At 49.0% G+C, this 26,183-nt stretch carries 17 protein-coding genes; 3 read left to right on the forward strand and 14 right to left on the reverse strand.

Annotated elements, in window-relative coordinates:
* The first annotated feature begins 70 nt into the window (after nt 1-70).
* A complete protein-coding gene (locus tag C825_RS19085; protein WP_044214693.1) occupies nt 71-4,540 on the forward strand; it encodes a translocation/assembly module TamB domain-containing protein in 4,470 nt (1,489 codons plus the stop codon).
* On the opposite strand, the gene C825_RS19090 is transcribed toward C825_RS19085, so the two are convergent.
* The 10 genes from C825_RS19090 to C825_RS19135 form a co-directional block, all read right to left on the reverse strand.
* On the reverse strand, nt 4,503-5,435 hold the full coding sequence (locus C825_RS19090; protein ID WP_010803702.1) for a tRNA-dihydrouridine synthase family protein: 933 nt from the start codon (nt 5,433-5,435) through the stop codon (nt 4,503-4,505). The genes C825_RS19085 and C825_RS19090 overlap by 38 nt on opposite strands.
* On the reverse strand, nt 5,435-6,100 hold the full coding sequence (lipB, locus tag C825_RS19095; protein ID WP_010803703.1) for a lipoyl(octanoyl) transferase LipB: 666 nt from the start codon (nt 6,098-6,100) through the stop codon (nt 5,435-5,437). The genes C825_RS19090 and lipB overlap by 1 nt, the downstream gene beginning before the upstream one ends.
* Nucleotides 6,046-6,840: a monofunctional biosynthetic peptidoglycan transglycosylase gene (gene mtgA, locus C825_RS19100; RefSeq protein ID WP_010803704.1), complete on the reverse strand. Its 795-nt coding sequence runs from the start codon at nt 6,838-6,840 to the stop codon at nt 6,046-6,048. The genes lipB and mtgA overlap by 55 nt, the downstream gene beginning before the upstream one ends.
* Before the next feature lie 75 nt (nt 6,841-6,915).
* Nucleotides 6,916-7,854, reverse strand: a complete 939-nt coding sequence (locus tag C825_RS19105; protein ID WP_010803705.1) for a DUF1848 domain-containing protein — start codon at nt 7,852-7,854, stop codon at nt 6,916-6,918.
* Nucleotides 7,855-7,920: 66 nt separating this feature from the next.
* On the reverse strand, nt 7,921-9,957 hold the full coding sequence (locus tag C825_RS19110; RefSeq protein ID WP_010803706.1) for a GLUG motif-containing protein: 2,037 nt from the start codon (nt 9,955-9,957) through the stop codon (nt 7,921-7,923).
* 109 nt (nt 9,958-10,066) lie between these two features.
* Nucleotides 10,067-11,470, reverse strand: a complete 1,404-nt coding sequence (locus C825_RS19115; RefSeq protein WP_010803707.1) for a metallophosphoesterase — start codon at nt 11,468-11,470, stop codon at nt 10,067-10,069.
* A gap of 100 nt (nt 11,471-11,570) precedes the next feature.
* Complete coding sequence (locus C825_RS19120; protein WP_010803708.1) at nt 11,571-14,126, reverse strand: InlB B-repeat-containing protein; 2,556 nt, start codon at nt 14,124-14,126, stop codon at nt 11,571-11,573.
* 102 nt (nt 14,127-14,228) lie between these two features.
* Nucleotides 14,229-16,178, reverse strand: a complete 1,950-nt coding sequence (locus C825_RS19125; protein WP_010803709.1) for a hypothetical protein — start codon at nt 16,176-16,178, stop codon at nt 14,229-14,231.
* 183 nt (nt 16,179-16,361) lie between these two features.
* Nucleotides 16,362-17,150 carry a DUF4469 domain-containing protein gene (locus C825_RS19130; protein ID WP_010803710.1) on the reverse strand — a complete coding sequence of 263 codons (789 nt, stop codon included), beginning with the start codon at nt 17,148-17,150 and terminating at the stop codon, nt 16,362-16,364.
* 45 nt (nt 17,151-17,195) lie between these two features.
* Nucleotides 17,196-17,393 carry a hypothetical protein gene (locus C825_RS19135; protein WP_007653156.1) on the reverse strand — a complete coding sequence of 66 codons (198 nt, stop codon included), beginning with the start codon at nt 17,391-17,393 and terminating at the stop codon, nt 17,196-17,198.
* Nucleotides 17,394-17,576: 183 nt separating this feature from the next.
* On the opposite strand from C825_RS19135, the gene C825_RS19140 reads away from it, so the two are divergent.
* Together C825_RS19140 and C825_RS19145 are read left to right on the forward strand one after the other, a co-directional pair.
* A complete protein-coding gene (locus C825_RS19140) occupies nt 17,577-19,127 on the forward strand; it encodes a PD-(D/E)XK nuclease domain-containing ATP-binding protein (protein WP_010803711.1) in 1,551 nt (516 codons plus the stop codon).
* A 58-nt stretch (nt 19,128-19,185) separates the two neighbouring features.
* Nucleotides 19,186-19,500, forward strand: coding sequence for a nucleotidyltransferase domain-containing protein (locus tag C825_RS19145; protein WP_010803712.1), 315 nt, complete (start codon nt 19,186-19,188; stop codon nt 19,498-19,500).
* 228 nt (nt 19,501-19,728) lie between these two features.
* Here C825_RS19145 and C825_RS19150 read toward each other — a convergent pair whose 3' ends face one another.
* The 4 genes from C825_RS19150 to C825_RS19165 form a co-directional block, all read right to left on the reverse strand.
* Nucleotides 19,729-21,552 carry a helix-turn-helix domain-containing protein gene (locus C825_RS19150; RefSeq protein WP_010803713.1) on the reverse strand — a complete coding sequence of 608 codons (1,824 nt, stop codon included), beginning with the start codon at nt 21,550-21,552 and terminating at the stop codon, nt 19,729-19,731.
* A gap of 92 nt (nt 21,553-21,644) precedes the next feature.
* The gene (gene xylE, locus C825_RS19155) at nt 21,645-23,192 is read right to left on the reverse strand and encodes a D-xylose transporter XylE (protein WP_007653153.1); all 1,548 of its coding nucleotides are present in this window, start codon (nt 23,190-23,192) and stop codon (nt 21,645-21,647) included.
* A gap of 126 nt (nt 23,193-23,318) precedes the next feature.
* Complete coding sequence (gene xylA / locus C825_RS19160) at nt 23,319-24,647, reverse strand: xylose isomerase (RefSeq protein ID WP_010803714.1); 1,329 nt, start codon at nt 24,645-24,647, stop codon at nt 23,319-23,321.
* Between the two features lie 26 nt (nt 24,648-24,673).
* Complete coding sequence (locus tag C825_RS19165) at nt 24,674-26,179, reverse strand: xylulokinase (RefSeq protein ID WP_010803715.1); 1,506 nt, start codon at nt 26,177-26,179, stop codon at nt 24,674-24,676.
* Nucleotides 26,180-26,183 lie beyond the last annotated feature (4 nt).

Genomic DNA, 26,183 nt, shown 5'->3' on the forward strand with positions numbered 1-26,183 from the left:
TAGTAAAGATATCAGAGGACTAAAATACATAATCATTACCCTACTTGTTTTGTTCTGGATATTCTATGCAATGCCTTTCATTTTATTGAAGATACCTTATATCCAATCTCAGGTTTCCGGCATTGCATCGACAGAATTATCCAGCCATCTCGGTGTGCCCGTAAAGATAGGAAATGTAAATATCGAGTGGTTCAACCGCGTGGTACTCGACAACTTATACCTGGAAGACGAGACAGGTAAGACCTTATTCGAGGCAAATCATGTGGCTGCCGGTTTCGAAGTCCTCCCGTTGCTCAAAGGCAAATTCGTATTCTCTACGGTCCGGTTATTCGGCTTTTCGGTCAATCTCAATAAAAAGACTCCCGACAGTCCGCTGAACCTCCAGTTCGTTATCGACGCTTTCGCCAGCAAAGATACGATGAAGAAGAATCCGAATATCGACCTGCGCTTCAACTCCATCCTGATACGCCGCGGTAATTTCCGGTTTGATGTGGAGAGCGAGGCGCAAACGCCCGGTAAGTTCAACGCCAAACATGTGGACATCAAGAACCTGAGTGCCAAGATTTCCATGAAAGCGTTCAATAAGGACAGTCTCAACGCGAACATCAAAAAGATGAGTTTCGACGAGGCTTCCGGCTTTACGTTGAACAAACTCTCGATGAATATCATCGGCAACCGCGACAGCACATTTATCAATAACTTCGAAATCAAGTTGCCGGAAACCGATTTGAAAATCAGCAAGGCCAGGATAGACATGCGCGAAATCAACAATGCTTCCGAGCTACTGAACCATGCGCCGCTGGCACTGAACATATCTCCGTCGCAAATCTGCCTGAAAGACCTTTCGTCCTTCGTTCCGGCCTTTAGTAATTTCACCGAAACCATTGAGCTTTCGGCCGAAGCCTCCGGAGCCATCAACAATATCAACCTGAAACAGTTGACATTACGATACAGTGACAAGATGCTGTTTATCGGAAAAATGGACCTAAAAGGAATCAGCCACCCGGAAGACGCCTATATCTTCGGACAGGTGAACAAAATGTATATTACCACCGACGGACTGAGCGGACTGATAAACAATTTCAATAAAAAACCGGTCGTCCTGCCCGATCCGGTTATCCGGTTGGGTACGATCAACTTTACCGGAGAGATATCCGGCTTCTTCGATAACCTGGTGGCTTTCGGCAAGTTCTCTTCGGCTATCGGCTCCGTACAAACCGATATGATATTCGGTAGTGATAAAGAAAATAATATCGCAGCCTACCTGAAAGGACATGTTTCCACCTCCGGCCTGCTTCTGAACGAACTTTTCGACGAAGGCAACCCTTACGGTAACGCCAAGCTGAACATATCGGTCGATGCCAAACGGCATAAAAACAGCAGTTTCTTTGGTAATATCAAAGCAAATATCGACGAATTCGAATACAGGAAATACAAATACGAAGATATTCAGTTATCCGGAAATTTCAAGAAAAACAGCTTTGACGGGATGGTACAGGTGAACGATCCGAACGGTAAGTTGTATGCAGAGGGTATGTTCCGCCACGAAGGAAAGAACTCCATGTTCAACTTCACCGCCAATCTGGAGCATTTCCGCCCGGACAGCCTCCACCTGATCGATAAATACGAATCGCCGGATATCTCGTTATCCCTGAACGCCGACTTCACCGGCAACAATATAGATAACCTGGAGGGGAACATCACGATAGACAGTCTGTCCTTCCTCACAGCACCCAGCAGCTTTTTCCTGAAAAAGTTTCAGGTAACGGCCTCCGGTCATTCGCTGGATCGCCATCTGACGATCTCGTCCGACATTCTGAACGGGGAAGTGACAGGTGCTTACTCGTTCAAAACGATCATCCCGAGTTTCATGAATACCTTCAAAGGATATATTCCGGCGCTTATCAATGCCACGCAGAAAAAGCAGAAAGTAGAAGAAAACAATTTCTCGCTGTTGCTGACTGTGGAAAACACGGAGAAGATATCCGAAACACTCAAATTGCCGGTAACAATAGTAAACCAGGCACGTATCACGGGACATTACAACAACCTGTATAACAAATTCCGCATCGAAGCCTTCCTCCCCAAGTTCAGACTGGGCAAATCCATGTTCGAATCCGGTTATCTGACATGCGACAACCCGCAGGAAAACATCAACCTGCTATTAAAAGCGATCAACTACAACCAGAAAGGACTTCGCAACTACCTCGATCTGAAAGTGGATGCCAAGGATAACCGGATCAATACGCTGATCGGATGGGCAAACAACAAGGAAAAAGAATTTCGTGCCGAACTTTCGGCTTCCGCCCTCTTTACGGAAGAGGAACAGGAGAAAAAGCCTGCCGTGCTACGAACCGATATTGCCGTGAAAGAGAGCCAGCTGGTGCTGAACGATTCTCTATGGATCATCCACCCGTCGGATATCAGAATAGCCGACGGTAAAATAGATATCCATAAATTCAGGGTAGGCAACGAAAAACAATCGTTGTTGCTGGACGGAAGCATCTCCAAAAATCCGGCAGATACCCTTTTAATGGATCTGAAACAGGTTGAACTCAGTTATATATTCGATATACTGAACATTCCGGTATTACAGTTTGCCGGGAAAGCAACGGGTACATTCAACATCTGCGACCTTTACGGAAGCCGCATGCTGAACACCGACCTTGAAATAAATGACTTTTCATTCAACCAGACTCCCCTTGGCCGGCTAAATCTGTTCAGCGAGTGGGACGATGCCCAAAAAGGTATCCTGATGCTGGGCAGCATCTATAAAAACGATACGACATGGACCGACGTAAGCGGCTATATCTTCCCGGTCGGACAAAATGCCGGACTCTCCCTGTTCTTCGATGCCAACGATATCAACCTGGGATTCCTCCATCCTTTTGTGGAAAAGGTGGCCAAAAACATGAAAGGACGGGGATTCGGAAACGTCCACCTGCACGGCCCGTTCAAAGCGCTGACCGTAGAGGGCGACGCATACGTGCTGGACGGCGGCCTGGGTATCGAATATACCAATACGTATTATACATTCTCCGACTCCATCTACATGGATGCCGGTTCCATAAATATGCGCGACCTGACGGTTCACGACGAGTTCGGCAATCCGGGTACCGTCAACATGAGCGTCTACCATAACCACTTCAAAGATGTCAGCTTTGAAGTGAATGTCAAGACAAAGAATATGCTGGTATTCAACGCTACCCGCAAACTGAATCCACTGATCTACGGTACCGTTTTCGGCAGCGGTTCGGCCTCCATCAAAGGAAATGACAAGCTGATCAACTTCGATATCAATATGCGGAGCGATCCTAAGACGTCCATTACCCTCGACTTCATCAACAACACTACTGCTGCCGACTATGACTTTATCACTTTTATGGATAAAAAACAATTGAAAGATCTGGCCAACGGTACATTATCGCGGGATTCCCTGAAGATTGTAAACAATGAAGAAGAGGAAGGGGCCGAAATGCGCATGAACTTCCTGCTCGATATCACCCCCGATGCCAAAATCGAACTGATTATGGACCCGATTGCCGGCGACAAAATAACCGGTAATTGCAGCGGAAGCATGCAGATAGAATACGGGACGAAAACAGACTTACGCATGTATGGCAACATGGGAATCGTCAGCGGTAACTATAATTTCAGCTTACAGCAGATTATCCATAAAGACTTTAAGATACGTGAAGGCAGTGCAATCGACTTCCGTGGCGATCCTTTCGACGCGACGATGCATATAAATGCTATTTATAACCTGACCGCCAACTTGCGTGATCTGGATGACGGACTTGCCAGGGAAAGTCCACGAACCAACGTCCCCGTCAACTGCGTGCTTAACCTGGATGGTATGTTGCGCAGTCCGGCAATCTCATTCGACCTGGAGCTGCCCGGCACCAACGAAGAGATAGAACGACAGATGAAGGCATTGGTCGATACCGAAGATATGATGACGCGCCAGATCATCTATCTGCTGGTATTGAATAAGTTCTACACACCCGACTATTCTCAGAATGCGTATCGTTCGAGCGAATTCAGTGCAGTAGCTTCTTCTGCCATCTCTTCCCAGATTTCAAGCATTCTGAACAGCCTGACCGACAAGGTACAGATCGGAACGAATATCCGTACCAGCGAAGACGGCATACAGGATACGGAAGTGGAAATGTTGCTTTCCAGCCAATTGCTCGACAACCGCCTGCTGTTCAACGGCAGTTTCGGATACAGGAACAATACGTATCAGCAAAAGAATGACTTTGTCGGTGAGTTCGACCTGGAATACAAGCTAACCCCCAGCGGAGAAATCCGGCTAAAAGCATACAATCATGCAAATGATATGTACAAATACCTCAACGGGGCGTTAACAACTCAGGGCGTAGGTGTCATGTTCAAGAAAGACTTCTCCCATCTCTCCGAGTTTTTCCGCCGGAGAAGGAAATTAGTACCGATTATCCCGCTTGCCCCAGCCGATACAATCGCACCGGCAAAGGCTGATTCAACTATTGTAACAGTTCCTTCACGGCCTGAAGATAAGTAGGCAGTTGGTTGCTTTTCAGTATCTTCTTCCGCAGACGTTTCTCCGCCTCCGGCAACAGGTAATCCCAAAGGGTTTTCATTTTGGCCAGTATCTGATGGTCGCCTCCTTCAAGCGCACTGCTATATTTTTTAAACAACAACGTATGGAAATGTAGCAGTTTCGCTTTCTTTTCTTCATCCGTAAAACCGTTGCCTGCTGCATATTCCGCAGCCAGCCAGGGAGAGGATAACAGGCCACGCCCCGACATCACACCCGCCAGACGGGGAAACCGGCAGAGAATCCGGTCGATATCTTCCAGGCTGTTCAAATCTCCGTTATAGAAAAGCGGATGCCTGCATGCCTCATAGAAACGGGCGAAACTATCTGTATCCACATTTCCTTTGTATTGTTGCGTACCTATCCGGGGATGCAAAGTAACATGAGCCAGCCGCAAGGAGTTCATTACCGGAAGCAAGGCAAAGACCTCATCCGGAGCATTCCAGCCTAACCGGAGTTTAACCGAAAAGTTCATCTCCGGGAACTCCCGGATCGTCTGTAACAAAGCCTCCGCCTCTTCAACAAAAGGAAGAATCCCCGCCCCCCGGTGCAAACGCGCCTGCATAGGGTAAGGACAACCCATATTGATATCCGCCTGCCGGTATCCCTTTTCCCGAAACAATGCTGCCAGACGGCGGAACTCATCGGGAGTAGCAGCAATCAGTTGGGGAATCACAGGTGTTTCCGAATTTCTGTCCGGAGCGATATCACGGATATCTTTGTTACGGAAACCGTCTTTCTCCACACGCACAAAAGGGGTGTAATAATTCTCCACCCCACCGAATATACGGTGGTGGACTTCCCGGTACACGGCATCGGTATATCCTTGCAAAGGGGCGAAATGTATCTTATAATCCATCAGGGAAACAGTTCTGAGAATAATGAATGAAGTTGTGTTTTAGCCAGTTCGAAGTCCTGCTTTCCGCCTAATTCCTTTTCCAGCGAAGTGACGCCTTTATCAGTGAAGCCACAAGGATTGATCAGGGAAAAATAGCTCAGGTCGGTATTGATGTTCAGCGCAAAACCGTGCATGGTGACGTACCGGCTGCTCTTCACCCCGATGGCACATATCTTACGGGCACGGCCTTTCACCATAGGCTCGATCCAAACACCGGTCGCTCCTTCCAGCCGCTCCCCTTTTATCCCGTAGAGAGACAGGAAGCGGATAATGACTTCTTCCAGGGTATGGATATACTGTTTCAGTCCCAGTTGCCAATGCTCCAGGTCGAATACCGGATAACCAGTGATCTGTCCGGGGCCGTGATAGGTGATATCCCCTCCCCGGTTCGTGTGGAAGAAGGAAATGCCCCGCAGTTTCAGCAGCTCGGCAGGGATCAGCAGGTTAGCGTCTTTCCCGCTCTTGCCGATCGTCAGCACGGGTTCATGTTCGCAGAAAAACAGTTTATTCTCTCCCTGTCCGCCCCAAACCTTAGCATGCAACAGTGTCTCAAACGCTTCCGTCTGAACCTTTAAAGCGTCGGCATAAGCGATACGTCCGAGGTCGTGAAAAGTGAAGCTCTCCATTTCTTTCTCTTTTTTATTTTACCATCTTTATTTTCTATCTCTCCGGCACCGTGGCCCATCTGTATCTTTATCAGCTTACCCATCAGGGAAAGGATCTGCCCCTGCCGTTTCAGCATATAGGGAGAAGGTTTGCCGGAATTGAATTTCCGCGGATTGGGTAGTGAAGCAGCTATCAACGCCGCCTCGCCCGCACTCAACCTGGCTGCCGGCTTCTTGAAATGAGCCTGTGCCACCGCCTCGGCCCCGTAGATACCATCCCCCATCTCTATGGAGTTGAGATAGACTTCCATGATCCGTTCTTTTCCCCATATCCATTCGATCAGCAGGGTGAAATAGGCTTCGATCCCTTTCCGGATATAGCTTTTAGCGGGGAGAAGGAATACGTTCTTGGCTGTCTGCTGTGAGATCGTGCTGGCACCACGGACACGTTTCCCTTTCTCGGCTTCGTCGCGGGCCTTCTGTATCTGCTCGATATCGAAGCCGTTATGGTCGAGGAACAGGTTGTCCTCCGAAGCGACCACCGCCTGCACCAACGGCTGGGCGATCTCCGACAATGGCACCCATGTATGATCGAGCTTAAAGGGTTTGCCGGCCTTATGCTGGTCATACAGACGTGTCAGCATCAAAGGCGTATAGTAAACGGGGATGAACTTATACACCACCACCGCCAGAATGCTGGATATGAACAGAAAGATAAGTATGTTCCTGCACCAGATCAATATCCGTTTTATAATAGGCATATCCGAAATCTTTTTAATCCGGACAAACTTACATAAAAATCCGGATTTATAAACGTGTCTGATAAAATATAAACTCTAAAACAGCGAAAGCTGATCATCCCTCAGGCTCTTCATCAGCCTGTCTTTTATCACATCCCCCGCTACGACATTACCGATCAGCATGGGAGAGTTTTTATCGTGCTTCCGATTGTTGAACCCGGCGGTATTGTAGTTACCCTTGATAGCATAGCAATAAATGCAGCCGTTCAGACAACTTTCGTAAGTGCCTATATCGATGCTTTCGATACAATTGCAGATATCCCGCTGGTTCTTGTCCTTCCTGGCGGAGATAGGATAGCCAATGATCTTTTCGATCAGTTTTTTATCCACACACAGGCCACTGGGTATTCCCAGATGGGTCAAGTCCACTTTCCTTGTGCAGGTATCGAACTCGATAGACGGATACTGATCCATAGTTTGTTTGAAAGAAACGGCCATTTCTTCGATCTCTTCCTGCTTCAGAGGCTGTATGTCGAATTTGCTCACTTCGCCGCGAATATGCTGATAATGGTCGATAAAGCCGAGCATACACCGTTCCGTATGATCTTGGAGGCCATATGCTATCCCGGCAAATGCTTCTTTATGAAAAGAGGTGTCGTATTTCTTATTAGTCAATAAGGGATCGTATCGCCAAACGACCTTTTCCCGGCCTATCTTATCGGAAAGCCGTTTGAATATTTCGATACGTTCCTTCACCGCCGGTAAATGATTTTCCACATCTTCGCCATAAGGATTGAGGGTAAACTGAAAATAATAGTTGTAATCCTTTATCCCCTCCAGCTTGTCGATCATCCGGTTCGGATTCTTCGTCCAGAACACAAAACAATCCACCACCGCAGGGCTCAAATCAATCCTGCTGATCATTTTGGGATTGTACGGATTGGGTACCAATACATATTTCTCTTTAATCCTATTGAAGAACCATTCCGAATAGAAAGCGGGAATATCGGTTCGTCTACTTGCGCTTATAATCATATACCTATAGGAACAAAAAACGTGCCACGTTTGTTGCTCCCATAGGTACCCGCAAGTACGACACAATCATTTAACTTTTACCGCCACCTTTCGTACCGTCACCCCAACCTGTACGATATAGATCCCCGTCGGCAATTGCCGACGGTTCAACCCCGGGGTTGAACCGAAGCTGTCGAGCAGGCGGCCTTCCGCCGTAAAGATGCGGACGGGCGACGTCAGCAGGCCTTCGGGCAGGCGGATGCAGAGGCAGGCGTCTTCGCTCCATATCTCCGGCTCGGGGGCGGCGGCACGGATCGGCTCGTTGGCGACGGGCGGCGGGTTCAGCAGGATGCCGTCGATGTAGACTTCCACGTCGGTGCGCACGTACTTCAGCAGGTAGGCACCGTCGGAGGTGCGGGGCTGAAGCGTTTCGCCGCGGCTGGTGGTGACTACGGGTTGCGACTGGCTGTAGGCCGTGTCAATCGTGAGGTAGAAGCGGAAGGTGCTCCACGACTCTACGTCGTAAGTGCCGGCTACGGGATCAGTTACGGCACCTTCCACGCTGGGAAGGAAGACGGAGTAGTAAATCGGGGCAGGTGGCGGTGGAGGCGTGGGATCCTCGTAATTGAAACGGGCACTCAGGTAGAGGTCGGCATCGGAGATCTGAATCGTGTTGCCGGAAAGAGTACGCAGATTGTCGGCACTGCTGCCGGAAAGGTACTCCGAGAAACGGTAATTAGGGCTTTCCGTATACGAAAGCGTCAAAAGGGTGCCGGAAACTATCTTGCTGCCGTCAGATAGTTCGTTTCCGTCTTTGTCTGTTACCTTCAGGGTTCCTCCGGTGGGAGAAACGATGTGAAGGATATGCTTCGGAAGGAAATAGGTGGCGGCATCGAGCGAAGGTTGCGGGGTGTAGCCTTCGCCGGTAGGCCAGGCGATGTAAGAGTAATTAGGGTCATCGCCTGTCTGCCTCTTCAACTGCGGCAGGTGCGTGTCATCTCTTGTATCCCAACCATTACCCCAAGTCAATACAGAACCAAAGTTACCAAGATTGACACTTGGATTGCCGTTCACGTCGTCCCCGGCTCCATCGTTGACAACGCTGCCGTTCACCTGTATCTCGGGGGAGGCGTAGTTGGCGTCGAGAGTGGCCTTACTCTCCTGATGACCAATTATCCGGTTACTATATGAGTCGCCTCCTATTATCCGTCCATTGACGGCCAAACTGTTTGTGAGAGTGCCCTCGGTCTGCAAATATCCGCAGATACCGCCGGCGTAACGCCTATAATCTACTGTTCCCGTTTCAACATCTCCCGTGGCATAGGTGTGGGAGATCGTTGAATTAAAATTACCAAACCCGACAATACCACCAACATAAACCAAACCATCAGATTCTACCTTTACATTTACAGTAGCATAACAATTAGCAAGCGAACTATTAGTGCCAAGAGATCCTACGATCCCACCGGCATAGATATAATCACCCATTTCTGAAGAACTTACCCCAATAGCCCCCTCTCCCACTACATAGCAGTTAAAGATGTTATGAGCGTACCCGGCTATTCCACCGACATAAGCAGAACCACCCGTCGAATTTGCCTGTATCCCCGCATCCGCCAGACGGACACCAAGGTTACGGAGGATTCCGACAGACGTACAACCGAACAAGCCGGCATAGGCACTCCCACTAACGGTTTCGACCTTCAGCCCGTTCACACAATGCCCCCGGCCATCGAAATTACCATTGAAAGGATTAGTAGCGTTCCCTATCGGCGTCCAATCATAATCCGACAGGTCGATGTCGGCGGCGAGGACGAAGTAGTAGTCTTTAAAGCCTCCTGCTTGACCGTTATCGTCCGGACCGATCGAATTGCCGTTACCACAACTGATAGACGCCTTGTTATTCACCTGCTGCGCAAAGTAGGCAAGCTCTTCGGCGGTGGCTATCTCGATGGCGTTGTCCCAAGATGAGCCGTTGCCACCGTCTTTGTTTACTATCTGAGTCGCACAATGGTCTTTCCAGTTATTCTGCCCTGCCGCCATCGGGGCAAAGAGGCAGAGGAAGAACAGAGCCGCCAGAAGGCGGAAAACGGATTGCTGTTTTGTCTTTGTTGTTGTTTCCATACATGTAATTTTCTTTTTTGTTACGCCTTACAGGGCTATCGCTTTCATTATCGAACAGCCATTGTCGTTATTAGGCTTTCCCGCCCAATAACGACACGGCCGGAGCCAATCAAAAGTCTTTTGTTTCAAATTCTCTCAGTCCGCCGTCGTCGACGGTGAGATCGGCTGTTTTGCCATACGAGGTGGTCATTCTTAATTTGCATTCTCCGTTTTCTTCCACCAGCTCCAGGTCGATTACATTCAGATAGCGGTTGGTTTTGGACACCGCGCATCTATACCCTTCCAAACCGGAAGCATCCTGGGGAGAGAAATGTAATTCTTCTTTAACCATTCTACTTTCGTGAATATGACCGAAGAAAGCATGTGTAGGACACTTATATTTATTATTAATCAAATAGTTTAATTGATATCTCGCATCTTTAGGCCACCATCTGTAAAAGTTATTCGATGTTTCGAGCCTTTCACTCTCATAATTGATATGGAAGAACAACAAAACTATTCTGTCATTGCAGGAAGATTGCATTCCTAATGAAGCAAGATAAACACCCAGAAAACCCACCGAGTCATAGCAGTAAGTACCTTTTTTATGACTACCGCTAGTATCTACGGCATCTTTTACATTGTCACTTCCGGGCACATTGTTGAGCATAATACATTCAACAGACTTTTGCTTCAACTCTCCGTTCGACATTCTTTTCTGCAGGAATACTTTCCATGCATAGTGATATCCCTTATTCTCTGCTTTATCCGAGTTGTATTTATCACAGTATCCGAACGCATTCCATTCCTTTCTTCTCATGTCATTGCGCTTTTTGATCTCCTTCTTCACATCTTTCGCTCCGACACCCGTCCAAAGGTCATGGTTGCCAAATCCATCAGCCACCGGGATATTCTTCAACTCCAACGGGTCTATGAAGTTTTTCCATATATCCCTGTCTTCCAAATTTGTCGGGTTGTCAAGCAGGTCGCCCGTCATGACAAGAAATTCGGGACGGTTGCGCAGTCTGTTTATTTCATTTACCACATTAACCTGATTGCCGGTATTGCCATTTTCTTCGCATCCGTAGTGATAATCAGTCATAACGCCGATACGGCGTTTAGAGGTTCTGAACATTTCAAAGCGGTAGCAGCCTCTCTTATCTTTCATTTTCTCACCGCCAAGTGTATCCAAACCTCTTCCATAAGTTACCAGAATGACACAATCGTTTATACCTCCCGAATAATAATAGGACCAATTTCGTGTACCATTAGTAGCATCGTTCAAATCGAATTCCTTTGAACCAAAGTTTTCACTCTTGCCATCAATCGTGATAGTTACTCTGAAATATCCATGAACTTTTCCACTCGCCATTTCCAGTCGAGTACTACTCAAATAACACTTCTCGGTCAACACAGGATTTTCCCATTGAGGGTATTTCCCATGTTCCCAGTCTTTTTTATTACAAAAATCAACAGTTACATCAACTTTGTCGAATGCTCTGTTAGCAAATTCCAAATATGCTCCTTGACTCATGATTTCTAAAATTTAAGTTATTAATAAAACTATTCTATCCAATTGGCCCGTTTTCGTATATCCTCCTTTCTTGACGGGCAAGATTAATAAATATATTCTTTTAGAGTATTGCCACTTTTCGCACCGTCGCCCCCACCTGTACGATATAGATCCCCGTCGGCAATTGCCGACGGTTCAACCCCGGGGTTGAACGGAAGCTGTCGAGCAGGCGGCCTTCCGCCGTAAAGATGCGGACGGGCGACGTCGGCAGACCTTCGGGCAGGCGGATGCAGAGGCAGGCGTCTTCGCTCCATATCTCCGGCTCGGGGGCGGCGGTGCGGATCGGCTCGTTGGCTACCGGGTTGTTCTTCTCGATACCGTCGATATAGACTTCCACGTCGGTGCGCACGTATTTAACGAGGTAGGCTCCGTCGGAGGTGCGGGGCACGAGCGTTTCGCCGCGGTCGGTCGTTACGATGGGCTGCGACTCGCTATAGGCCGAATCGAGCGTGAGGTAGAAGCGGAAGGTGCTCCACGATTCTACGTCGTAATCGCCTGCCACAGGGTCGGTCGCGGCGCCCTCCACAAAGGGTAAGGTGACTGTGTAGTAGATCGTTGGGGCAGGTTCGGGGTCGGGTTCGGGCACTGGCACTGCTTTCCACCGGGCATAGAGCGTTTGCGGCTCGGTGACGGTTTCTACTTTTGTTCCGCCATCGGGAGCGTCGTACCAACCCTGGAAGGTGTAGCCCGAACGGGTAAAGATATCGCTAGGGAGTGCGTCGCCTTGAAGGAAATCTTTTTCAACAAGAACAGGGGATGCCGAATAGTTGGCATTAAAGGTGATGACATTATACAATTTACCCGTCCCCTCGACGGGCTTGCCTTTAAGGGTTCCTTTGTTACGGATAATGCCGTTGTTTTCGATAGTACCGTTATTCGTAAGAGTTACACCCGCGTCGATGGTAAAGGTTTGGCCTTCGTCAATAGTGACCGTTGCCCCATCGGGGATTTCGGCGTCGCCGCCCAGGGTAAAGTCGCTGCCTACCAGTTTGGAGTATTGCTCCGAGAAGCTGCCGTCATCCTCTTGCGTACCGTGGATAAAGAGGCCTCTATTGTGGTAGAACTTGTTACGTATCTCGATACCGCTTGCTGCATCTTTGCCACCGATGGCGACAACGAAGACATTGTTTTCAAGAAAAAAAGACAAAGAGGGAGCCTTTATACCGGCATGACCGTTTCCTCCTGTAACTGTCAGGGAGCCGGTGCCCCTAAAGTTCACTTCAATATATAAGTTCATCCCAGGCCCATTGATAGACGTTAGTCTATTTGTTCCTTGCAAGACAAGAGAATACCCCCTCGAAACCCCGGGACTTTCATCCCCATACACAAAAGCTTTATCAGCTTTAATATTCAAGTCTTCAAGAGTCAGACGGATGCTCGCACTCTGCTCAATTACAATCCCGCATCCGACAGCTTTATCCTTATTTCTGCCTCTGATTAAGACGTAGCCACTTCTGCTAATGGTAAGCACTTCCTCCGTGCCATTATAGCTAAAAGTTGCACCACCATCGGTATTAAATACATCGAACCCCTCTTTCCCCCCTATATTAAGGGAACCTACACCAGCAACGGTGCCGCTTAACGTGCCGTTGTTCGTGAAGGCGCCATTGTTGGTGAGAGTGCCGTTGTTGACGAGGGTGATGCCATCGGCGATGGTAAAGGTTTGGCCGTCGGCAATAGTGACCTCTGCCCAATCGGGGATTTCGGCGTTGCTCTCCAATGTGACGTCGCCTACCAGGGCGGAAGAGTCCCACACGATGGAGTTATCGGGCTGTTGCTGCCCCAGGATAAACAGGCCGTTCGTATGATTATTTATCTGGGTAGTCGCAGGGTTTTCGCCCTTGTCATCCGTCCCGTCGATGGCTATGACAAAGGCGTTTCCTGCGATGGAAGGATAATTGGAGGAGGCACCGCCATCTATGCCGGGAGCCGTATTTTTGCCGATGGCGGTTACCGTGCCTCCAAAGATCTGAATCGTCATGTCCTTTTTAGGATCGCTTACACCGATACCGGGTGCACCTGCCCCGCCTTTGGCATGGATGATGCCACCTTGTATGATCAGGGATGTTCCATCACTACCGATACCGGGCGCACCTGCCCCGCCTTCGGCATGGATGATGCCACCCTCTATGATCAGGGATCCTCCATCACCACCGATCCCTGCTCCTCCGGGAGTTTTGCCATCTCCATTTGCCCCTATGGCAGTCAGGGAACCGCCCCCTCGTAAGGAGATAGAGGATTCGACCTCTATCCCGGCAGTTCCCGACGAGCCTTTCGAAACAAACCGGTTCGTTCCTTCTATTATGATAGAAAAGTTAACCCTCCTCTTTATTTTCAGAGGCACCCCTTCTCTTTCGATATTCAGGTCTTCTATTGTCACCACCAGACGGCCTCGAGATTCTATTTCAATTCCCCAGTCGGTAAGACTTCCATCTCCCGTAATGGTTACCTTATCACTACTTCTAATGGAAAGTACTTTATTATCGTAGGAAATATCAGTATTATCCCCTACAACGGCAACCTTAAAAGGACAGTCTTTTTCTTGTGCCGCCGCCCCGTTTACTCCAAGCAGCAGGAAGGCTATAATCAGAAATATATAAGATGTAAGATGTTTCATAAATGATATTATTTTAGATTGTTTGTAAATACCGGAAGAGCAGTTTGCCTGCCGGGTGAAATGTGAATCATTCTTTATTGCGACCGATGGTAACCGATTCCCCTACCTCACTATCACCTTACGCACGGTTTTACCCACTTGCACGATATAGAAGCCCGTCGGCAATTGCCGACGATTCAGTCCCGGGACTGAACAGAATGTCAGGGCCAGGCTGCCGGAGGCGGTTACGACGCGGACGTCTTCGGCGGTGGCGGTCTGCACGCAGAGCAGGGAGCGTTCCGTCCAGATCTGCGGCAGGTCGTCGGCGGCACGGATCGGCTCGTTGGCTACCGGGTTGTTCTTCTCGATGCCGTCGATGTAGATTTCCACGTCGGTGCGCACGTATTTAACGAGGTAGGCTCCGTCGGAGGTGCGGGGCACGAGCGTTTCGCCGCGGTCGGTCGTTACGATGGGCTGCGACTGGCTGTAGGCCGTGTCGAGCGTGAGGTAGAAGCGGAAGGTGCTCCACGATTCTACGTCGTACTCGCCGGGGCCGGGGTCGGTCGCGGCGCCTTCTACCTGCGGGAGGTAGACGGAGTAGTAGATGGGGACGTAGGGAGGATCAGGCTCTACCGGCTCGGGATCTACCGGCTCGGGGGGAGTGTCGGATTCCCAGCGGCCGTAGATTATTTGCCCATCTAAATCATTCTCTGTGTTTTCCCAATCGGCATCGGTCATTGGAATTGAATACTGTTCATCTTTATACCATTTGAGGGTATGTCCGGGTTTGGTGATTTCCGGTTCGTATGGAGGGACAGGCTGATCCGGAACTCTAAATACTTTAACAAGTTTAGCATCCTCGATCTTAAAATACAGTTTGATAATCTGTACAGTCACTATACCTCCGAGAGGAATCGTAATCTTTTGGCCGACCGGATAGTTTCCTATACGTAACTCATAATCGTCGGAAGTGACTGGAAGGGAAGATAAATTATAAAGCCCAAGTCTTTCTTCGTTCAAATCATACTTTTCTTCTTGCGTATTATTATAAAGATTTAAGCCTTGAATATCCGCTAAAGGCAAACCAGAACGATTTATTATTACCTCAACATCACAAACCATCTCCCCTCCCCCGTTATTATTAATCTGTTCCAGCGAACCGTTCAATTTTCCGTACTCGCCGAAGCTAAGGGTGCCGTTGTTGGTAATTGTTCCGTTGTTGGTAAGGGTTCCGTTGTTGGTAAGGGTTCCGTTGTTGGTAAGGGTAAAGCCGTCGGGAACAGTCAATGACTGGTTGTCGGCAATAGTGACCTCCGCCCAATCGGGGATTTCGGCGTTGCTCTCCAATGCGACGTTGCCTACCAGGGCGGAAGAGGCCCACACGATGGAGCCATCGGACTCTTTCTCGCCCCGGATAAACAGGCCTTTCGTATGATTCTCTATCTGGGTAGTCGTCGCAATGACCTCATCATCATCCGTCCCGTCGATGGCTATGACAAAGGCGTTTCCTCCGATGGAAGTATTACCGGAGGAGATACCGGCCGCACCTGCCCCGCCTTTGGCATGGATGATGCCACCATATATGTTCAGATATGCTCCACCACCGATCCCTGCTCCTCCGGGAGTACCGTCGGTTCCTTCTGCCCCTATGGCAGTCAGGGAGCCGCTTCCTCGTAAGGAGAGAGAGCCTTTGACCTCTATCCCGGCAGTTCCCGACGAGCCTGTCGAAACAAACCGGTTCGTTCCTTCTATTGTGATAGAACAGTTAGACTCCCCCTTTATTTTCAGAGGCACCCCTTTTCTTTCGATACTCAGGTTTTTTATTGTCACTTGGAAATGGATGCTTTGAGGTTCTATTTCAATCCCCCAGCCGGTAGAAGTTCCATCCCCCTCAATGGTTACGTTACCACTACCTTCAATGGAAAGTACTTTATTTTCTTTATCGTAGGAAATATTAGCATCAATCTTATCGGTAACCGTGAAAGGACACTCCTCCTTTTGTGCCGCCGCCCCGTTTACTCCGAGAAGCAGGAAGGCTATAATCAGAAATAAATAAGATGTAACATGTTTCATAAGTGATATTATTTTAGATTGTTTGTGAATGCCGGAAGAGCCGTTTGCCTGTCGGGTGAAATCGAAGCGGCTTGTTCGATGCCATCGAAGCGGTCGGTTCGACGCCATCGAAAGGGACGCTTCGACAGCATCGAAAGGGACGGTTCGACGGCATCGAACAGATCCTTGCCCTGCGAAAGAGGTTTACTCGATCTCCGGACGGTCGTCACCGCCGCCGCCGCTCGTGCCGCCCACCACCAGCGGAATGGCATACGTAAGGGTACGCGATTGCTTGAGCTGGGTGCTGTTGGTGCTGAACCAGGTTTCGAGCGTAAGCTGGTAGCTGCCCTTGGCCAGGTCGGCAGGGATGTTGAACATCAGTCGTTTGGGATCGTTGATAGCCAGCAGCGTGATGGTGGCGGCCACGCTCAGGTCGGCGGTGTTGACCAGCGTGAGCAAGCCCAGCCCCGTGCCGTCGGCATTGACACTGCGTATCTTCGAGCCTGTGACGTCGAGGATGCCGCCGGGGGTGACGGTTCCGTCGGTCTTGCCCGTGGTCACGTCTTTCACCAGGCTGATGTTGGCGCCGCCCATGTCGCGCACGACACCCGAAAATTCGAGCGCCACCTGATCCGTTTCGGCACGCAGGGCGGCAGTGGCGATCATGTTGATAACTGCCTTATTCTTCGCCGGGTCTACCACGCCTGTCTTTCCGAGGAAGAGGCCGAGGATGCCGGGTGAATACTGCACGTTGTCGGTTACTACAATGTTGTTGCCACAGGCAAGCTGGCGGATTTTCGCTTCCACGAGCTTGGTGATGTTCACGATCGTGTCGATGCGGTATTCGGTGCGTTCTTCAGCGATCAAACGCGCCACATCGGCCATGTAGAAAGTTTGGATGGGTTTCACCTTAGCGGCGAAGTCTTCCTTCACGTCTTTTGTCATCAGGTACTCTTCGAGGTCGAATTTCCACACGTACTTTTTTGTTGCCATGGTAATCTGTTTTTAAATATTATTACTAGCGATCATTCTGTTTGTTTATTCCTTTTCGTGTTCGTCGAGGATGCGTTGCGCTTCTTTCATCTCGTAATAGAGCCGGCACGCCAGCACGATCAGCACGACCGTCAGCAGGCTCAGCACCGCCACACCTACCCAAAAATACCCTGAATCGTAATAACCGACGAACCAGTCGGGCACGGCGGTATTCCTCTCATCGATGTGTTGCATTCCTATCATGTGCTTTATTTTTATGCCGCAAGGTGAAGAAAAAGGGGGAGAATGTTGTAACATTTTGCAAAATGCGACAAAATAGTGGGGGAAAAAACGTGCCGGGGGAAGAATATGCGGGAAGACTGAAGGGGATTACGAGGGGAAAATGTATCTTTGTAACTGTGAAATCCTAAAAACCCGTCAAAGATCATGAGCGTAAAATATCCTATTGGAATACAGAACTTCGAGAAACTCCGCAAAGACGGATATATCTATGTCGACAAAACGGCTTTAATGTATCAGTTGGTAGATCGTGGCAGTTACTACTTCCTCAGCCGCCCGCGCCGTTTCGGCAAAAGCCTGCTGATCTCCACCCTCGAAGCCTACTTCGAAGGCAAGCGCGAACTGTTCGAAGGGCTGGCGGTAGAAAAGCTGGAAAAAGACTGGGTGAAACGGCCGGTGTTGCATCTGGATCTGAACACCGAAAAGTATGAAGACCCGGAAAGCCTCGAAAATATACTGAATGACACGCTCTGCTACTGGGAAAGAATCTACGGAACGGAACCTTCGGAAACGTCCCTGCCGCTTCGCTTCAAAGGTATCATCCGACGTGCCCATGAACAAACAGGACATCGCGTGGCTATCCTGGTCGACGAATACGACAAACCGATGTTGCAGGCTATCGGCAATGAAGAATTGCAAAAGTCGTTCCGCAGCATCTTGCAGGCTTTTTATTCCGTGATCAAAACGATGGACGGGAGCATCAAATTCGCTTTCTTAACGGGCGTCACCAAGTTCGGTAAGATAAGCGTGTTCAGCGCACTCAATAACCTGAACGACCTGTCGATGTGGGATGAATACGTTGCGCTCTGCGGCATCACCGAACAGGAGTTGCACGACAACTTTGAAGAGGGTATCAACAAGTTGGCACAGGCACAAGGCATGACTTACGATGAAGTATGCTCCGAACTGAAAGAGTGCTACGACGGCTATCATTTTGTGGAAAACTCCATTGGCATCTACAATCCTTTCAGCCTGCTGAACACTTTTGCCAAACGCAAATTCGGCAACTACTGGTTTGAAACCGGCACGCCGACCTATCTGGTGGAGCTGCTGAAAATGCATAATTACGACCTCCACAACATGGAGAATGTGGAAACCGACGAAGATACGCTCAACAGCATCGACTCTTCCTCGACCAACCCGATACCGGTGATTTACCAGAGCGGCTACCTGACGATCAAGGACTACGACCGCGAGTTCGGCACGTACTACCTGGGTTTCCCCAACCGCGAAGTGGATGAAGGGTTTATGAAGTTCCTATTGCCTTTCTACACCGATACCGACAAGGTGAACGTTGCTTTCCATATCACCAAATTCGTTCGCGAAGTGCGTAGCGGCGATTACGACGCTTTCTTCCTCCGCCTGCAATCCTTCTTTGCCGACACGCCTTACGAGTTGGTGCGCGACCTGGAACTGCATTACCAGAACGTGCTGTTCATCGTCTACAAGCTGATCGGTTTCTATGTAAAGGCGGAATACCATACTTCGCAAGGGCGTATCGACCTGCTGCTGCAAACGGACAAGTTCATCTATGTAATGGAGTTCAAATTCGAGGGAACCGCCGAGGAAGCTCTCCGGCAGATCAACGAAAAGAATTATGCCCTCCCCTTCGCCTCCGACCCGCGCAAGCTGTTCAAGATCGGTATCAACTTCAGCAATGAGATGCGGAATATCGAGCGGTGGGTGGTGGTAGAATAAGAGAAACGCGAGCAGAAAGAGAAATATTAAGAATCAAAATTAAAGAAAGGAGTTACAGATGAAACGACCTGAAGTAGTAAAAACGTTGAAAGAGATTATACATCGTATTGCCCCGACTGCGACTGCCATCCTATACGGAAGCGAAGCGCGTGGCGATGCACGTTCCGACAGTGATATCGATCTGTTAATCCTGGTCGATAAAGAGAGTCTGACACTAAAAGAGGAACGGGAAATTACTTATCCTCTTTATGATGTAGAATTCAATACCGGGGTAATGATCAACCCGATGGTTGTCACCCGTAAAAAATGGGAAGAACTCAAAGCACGGTCTATGTTTTATTATAATGTAATGAAAGAAGGGATCGTATTATGAAGCACATACACACAATGGCGTTCGTCATATACTGAGTAAGGAATTTGTACTTCCAGGCCTGTTACCACGTGAATTAAGCAAGTTTTATACTGATATTTTCAATAAACGGCAGAACAGCGACTACGAAGATTTTGTTAACTACACTTCAGAAGATATTGATTTTCTGTATCCTCAGGCAGTGTCTTTCATAGATGCTATTGAAAAACTTATCAAACAATAATTTCCTCCCTACCCCCTATTCTTCCTGAAAGAAGCCGGGCTAAGTCCTGTTTGTGCCTTGAAGGCGCGGTAGAAGGTTTGGCGGGTGGAGAAGCCGGAGTCGAAGGCGATGGTTTCGAGCGAAAGGTTGTCGTTGGCCGGATCGGAAAGCAGCAGGATGGCCTGACGAACGCGGCATTCGTTGATATATGCGGAGAATGGTTTGCCGTGGACGGTATTTACAGCTTTCGAGATCATGTTACGGTGAACACCCATGCGTTGCGACAGGGTTTCGAGATCGAGATCCGGGTCGAGGTAGATATGCTCTTCGTCGGTCAGGCGGCCGAGATTTTCCATCAGGGTCCTGTCGGTAGCATCTGCCTCTGCCGGAGGCACGACAGCCGGGACCTGCTCCGCCCATTCGCGGCTACGGGCAACCAGCCTGCGGTAAGCCTGATGCTTTTTCCGGTAAAGAACGGAGATGATAAGCAGGGCGATAAAGATAATACCCGCCGTCACACCCATACTGACCGAAACGTGCCGGAAGGTAACGAGCTGCGCCTCCTTACGGGCACGCTCCGACTCGAACAACTCCTGTTTGGCACGGAGAACCAGAAGTCCACTGTATTTTTCGTCCTGCCGACGGTTTGCCACCGTAGTCGAGTCCATATAAGCGATCGAACGCTCCCGGTCGCCGATGCGGGCATAATAGCGAGCCATCACCGGATAAAGGTCGCACGAACGGTACGACATCACCCAGTGCCATTGTTCGATATGGTAAAGGGCACTGTCGATCATGGCCTTGCAACTATCGGGCTTGCCTGTTTCCAGATAACAATCCGCCAGCCCGACATAGATACCCGAGGTAAAGCTATGATCGCCCTCCGCCTGCGAAAAGGGTAAGGCGCCTTTGTGCAGTTCCAACGCTTCGCGGTACAAACCACGTTTGCGATAGTTGGAGGCCAGGTTGCTCAAGGCGATGCAGTCGAACATGGGACGCAGCTTGACACGGTCTTTACATTCGAGCATGGAGCGAAAATAGTAGTCGGAAGTATCCGGTTCGCCGATACTACGGTAATAAAGCCCCAGTGCGTTGCGTGCCTGAAGATTATAGAGATTGTAATAACGGGGAACAGGGGTATCCTGCAAAGCCGCTTTCAAGTAAGGGATAGCGTTCTCGTAATCGCGAAAGTCGAAATAAAGACGACCCAGGTCGTACCAGATGTTTTTCTCTTCCGCGGGATCGATATCACCGCCGACCACTTCCAGGCGTTTGGCGATACGTTCGGCACAGAGGAAAGCGGCGTAATATTGTTCATGTAAATACAGTTTACGGAAAATATAGATAAGCGCTCTCATTTCCATAGAGGGATCGTTGCGGGCAACACATTTATCGACAAGGGCGTAGAAAGTGGCTACTTTCTTATTACGCTTCTCAGGTGTGTTGTCAGGAAGGGCAATGGCTTCGCCGTATTCCAGTTCGCGCCGGAGAATGCTCCCTCCGATCCGTTCGACTGTTTCGCGCATCCGAAGAAATTCAGCATGGCGGTCGGCATCTTCGGGGATGCCGTCGATGGCTTCTTCGTAATAGCGTTGCATCTGATCCGCTATCGCTTCGTAGCCGACTTTTGCACAAAGAGCCAGGAGGCTATCGCGATCGGGGATTTTCGTTTCGTTGTTTTCCGGAAGATAGATGCTGTCGGCTGCACGGGACTGCATTTCAGGGATATAACGCAGATCGGAAGCGAAATGATCCTGAAAAAGAGTATCGGCCTTACTCTCTGCTGCTCCGAGGGCAACAGAAAGTAAAAGGCCGATACCAATTAGTATATGTATTGCTTTACTTGTATGCATTCCGTTCTCTTTTAAGATTAACTGGAAATGCAAATATAAGGTTTTTTAGTTAGGCACAAACATGGAAGGCCGGAAAATCAATCATTCTATTATTACCTTTTCCAGTATTGTTCCATCTGTTCCAATGTCTTACCTTTCGTTTCGGGAACGAATTTCCAGATAAAGGCAGCGGCCAAGATACCCATCAGGCCGTAAATCCAGTAAGCGACACCGTGATTAAACGTTTCCGTCAGGTACTGGTTCTTGTCAAGCATCGGGAAAGTCCACGATACGAGGAAGTTGGCAATCCACTGTCCGGCAACGGCAATACTCATCACCGTCGAACGGATCGAGTTCGGGAATATCTCAGCCAGCAACACCCAGCAGACAGGTCCCCATGACATAGCGAAACCGGCTGTATACACCAGCATACAAACCAACGAGCCTATGCCGACAGAGTGTGTATAGAATGTTGTTCCCAGGATAATCATGGAAACAGCCATCACCAACGCACCGATAATCATCAACGGACGGCGGCCGAACTTATCGACCGTAAAGATTGCCAGCACAGTGAACGACAGGTTCACGGCCCCTACCACAATCTGCTGCAACAAAGCGGCATCGGTAGCAGCTCCCATCGTCTTAAATATCTCCGGTGCATAATAAAGCACTACGTTGATACCGACAAACTGCTGGAATCCGGACAACAGGATACCTACCATAATAATAAGTACACCGTAGGAACGAATCGGGAACGCCAGCGAAACGAAGAAACTGCCGATCAAGGCAATCTCCAGGGCACTTGTATTTCCCGCCAACTCCAAAGCTCCGTAGGCCAACAGGAATAAAACGAGCCATGCTCCCATAAAACGGAAGTAAGGACGCATGGAGGGCGCCTTTTCCTTGAAACTTTCTTTTATGTCGACCAGTTCTTTCGCCGCTTCGTCTTTTCCCATCAGGCGGTCGAGAATGGTCAATGCCTTTTCCGTCTTTCCGCGCATCACCAGGTAACGGGGCGTTTCAGGAACAAACATCAGCAGGGTAAAGAAGAATACGGCAGGAATAATTTCAGAAGCGAACATCCATCTCCATCCAACCGTGTGCAACCAGGAAGCATCGCCCTGCAACGCAATCGTGTAATTCACAAAATAAACGACCAGCATACCGAAGATGATTGCAAACTGGTTCCACGAAACCAGGTTACCACGACGGTCTGCCGGGGCAACCTCGGCAATGTACATCGGCGAAACCATCGAAGCCAGACCGACCCCGATACCGCCAAGAATACGGTAAGCCACAAATAAATACATGTAAGTATGATCTCCGCTTCCAGGTAATCCCAGACCGAATTCGGGCCAGGCCGAACCGATAGCCGAAAGCAAGAAAAGAATAGACGCCACGATCAACGTCGGCTTACGTCCGTAACGCTGGCTGACCCACCCGGCAAAAGAGGCACCCAGGATACAACCGATCAGCGCACTGCTGACAACAAACCCTTCCAGCGAATTGGCCTGGTCGAGCGGTAACCCGTAAGGTTCAATAAAAAATTTCCGTAGTGATTCTACTGTTCCGGAGATAACTGCCGTGTCATATCCGAATAATAACCCTCCGAGGGTAGCAACGAGGGTAATACCAAAAATATAACTGTTGTTGTTTTTCATGTTTACCAGATTAAGAGTAACTTTTCCCCTCTGGAGAGGGGGTGTGTTAATGCCAGTTATAAGACTAAATTTAACACACCCCTTAATCCCCTCTCCAGAGGGGAAAGAGTTACTCCTTGTAACTAATTATATATATAAATTGAGAATCATCTCATATAACTCCTGCTTACCGCTGATCTGTTTCGGTTCTCCGTCGCGGAGAGCGATCGTACGCAGGTCTTCCAGGGTAAGTTTACCGTCTTCAAAGGCTTTACCGTCGCCACCATCGAAGCTGGCATAACGTTCGGCACGCATCTTGGTGTAATCAGACTGTTCTATAATAGCGGCTGCACACATCAGAGCACGGGCAAACGCATCCATACCACCGATATGAGCCAGGAAGATATCATCCAGGTCTGTCGAGTTACGACGGGTCTTTGCGTCGAAGTTTGTTCCTCCGGTTGTCAGACCGCCACCCTGAAGGATGACCAGCCATGCCTGAGTCAGTTCGTAAATATCCATCGGGAACTGGTCGGTATCCCAGCCATTCTGATAGTCGCCGCGGTTTGCATCGATACTGCACAACATGCCGGCATCCACAGCAGCCTGCAATTCGTGTTCGAATGTATGTCCGGCCAGCGTAGCGTGGTTCACCTCGATATTCAAAGCGAAATCTTTATCCAGGCCATAGTGGCGCAGGAAGCCGATCACTGTTTCCGAGTCTACGTCGTACTGATGTTTTGTCGGTTCCATCGGTTTCGGTTCGATCAGGAACGTGCCTTTGAAACCATTCTTGCGGCCATAGTCACGTGCCATGGTAAGCATCATAGCCAGATGGTCTTTTTCACGTTTCATATCTGTATTCAGCAAAGTCATATAACCTTCACGACCACCCCAGAATACATAGTTCTCGCCACCTAAAGCGATACAAGCGTCGATAGCATTCTTAATCTGTGTTCCGGCACAAGCCAGTGCAGGGAAGTAAGGATTGGTTGCAGCACCGTTCATATAACGTTTGTTACTGAATACGTTGGCGGTAGACCATAACAGTTTCTTTCCGGTTGCCTGTTGCAAGCCTTTGGCATGTTCCACCATTGTCTGCAAGTCTTTCTCAAACTGAACCAGTGTAGGAGCTTCGTCCACCACATCCACATCGTGGAAACAGTAATAAGGAATGCTACATTTAGTCATGAATTCGAAAGCTGCATCCATCTTATATTTGGCACGGCTGATCGGGTCGGAAGCTGCATTCCAGGGGAATGATTTTGTTCCTCCGCCAAACTGGTCACCGCCTTCGGCACATAATGTATGCCAGTAAGCCATCGCAAAACGAAGATGGTCTTTCAATGTTTTACCCATTACCACCTTGTTTTCATCATAATAATGAAATGCCATCGGATTCTTTGAATCGCGTCCTTCAAACTGAATCTTTCCTATTCCCGGGAAGAATTCTTTTTCACCTTTATAAAAGTCCATGAAATTAATTGTTTTAATGATTTATATTACATTGGTATGTTATTCTCACACATCAGCTTATCCAGCCGTTCTTTCCATATGCTGTAAGCTGCACAATATTTATCCGCCTTCAGGCCGTCGGGTTCAATCACATCTATCTTCTTCAAGGAGGCAAATGCTTCCTCGGCCGACTGATAGATACTGGCACCGATACCGGCTCCCTTGGCAGCACCTACGGCACCGTTTGTATCGAACAGCTCGATCACCGTTCCGGTCACACCCGACAAAGTATCACGGAAGACCGGGCTCAGGAACATATTGGCACTACCGGCACGGATTACATCTATATCGATTCCCATCTCGTTCATAATATCCATTCCGTATTTGAAAGAGAACACGATGCCCTCCTGTGCGGCACGGGTAATATGGGCTTTGCTATGAATATTAAAATTCAGGCCGTGTATCGAACAATCGATCTGCTTATTCTGCAACATACGTTCAGCACCATTACCAAACGGCAGAATGGACAGTCCTTCCGATCCGACAGGGATACCGGCGGCCAGTTCGTTCAACTCCGGATAACTGATTCCTTCGGGCGCCACATTCTTCTTCACCCAGGAATTCAGAATGCCTACCCCGTTAATACAAAGTAATACGCCCAACCTTGTCTGATCCGCAGAATGGTTTACATGGGCAAAGGTATTTACCCGCGACAAGGTATCGAAATTCACTTTTCCGTTTACACCATACACCACACCGGAAGTACCACCAGTTGCAGCAATCTCACCCGGATTCAATACGTTCAGCGACAAAGCATTGTTTGGCTGGTCACCGGCACGGTAAGTCACAGGTGTCCCCTTCTTCAACCCCAGTTCTGTTGCAACGGAACCGAGCAGTTCCCCCTGCAAACCGAATGTCGGACGTATCTCAGGTATCAGGTCGTTGCTGAATCCGAAATAGTTCATCAGGTCTTCAGAAACCTGTTCGTTCTTAAAGTCCCAGAAGATACCTTCCGACAAACCGGATACGGTTGTTACGATATCCCCTGTCATCCGCATGGCGATAAAATCACCCGGCAGCATGAACTTATGAACGGAACGGAATAACTCCGGTTCAAACTCTTTTACCCAGGCAAGTTTGGAGGCGGTAAAGTTACCCGGCGAATTCAACAGGTGGGACAAGCATTGCTTCTCCCCTATATTTTTAAACGCACGGTCTCCATAAGGTACGGCACGGCTGTCACACCAGATGATAGAAGGACGCAGCACTTCCATCTTCTTATCGACCAGCACAAGTCCGTGCATCTGGTAAGAGATACCGATCGCTTTGATATCGGTTCCCTGAATACCGGCTTTCGCAATCGCTCCTTTAATGGCTACTTTCAGATACTTCCACCAATCATCCGGTTCCTGTTCCGCCCAACCGGGTTTTATAGCTTTAATAGGCGCTTCCTCTTTCGGATAGAAATCCGCCCCGATAGTTAATCCCGAACTGGCATCTACAATCGAGGCCTTCACAGAAGAACTACCTATGTCACAACCTAACAAATACATATCT

It is taken from the genome of Parabacteroides sp. ASF519, assembly GCF_000364265.2.
GTDB classification, from domain to species: domain Bacteria; phylum Bacteroidota; class Bacteroidia; order Bacteroidales; family Tannerellaceae; genus Parabacteroides; species Parabacteroides goldsteinii.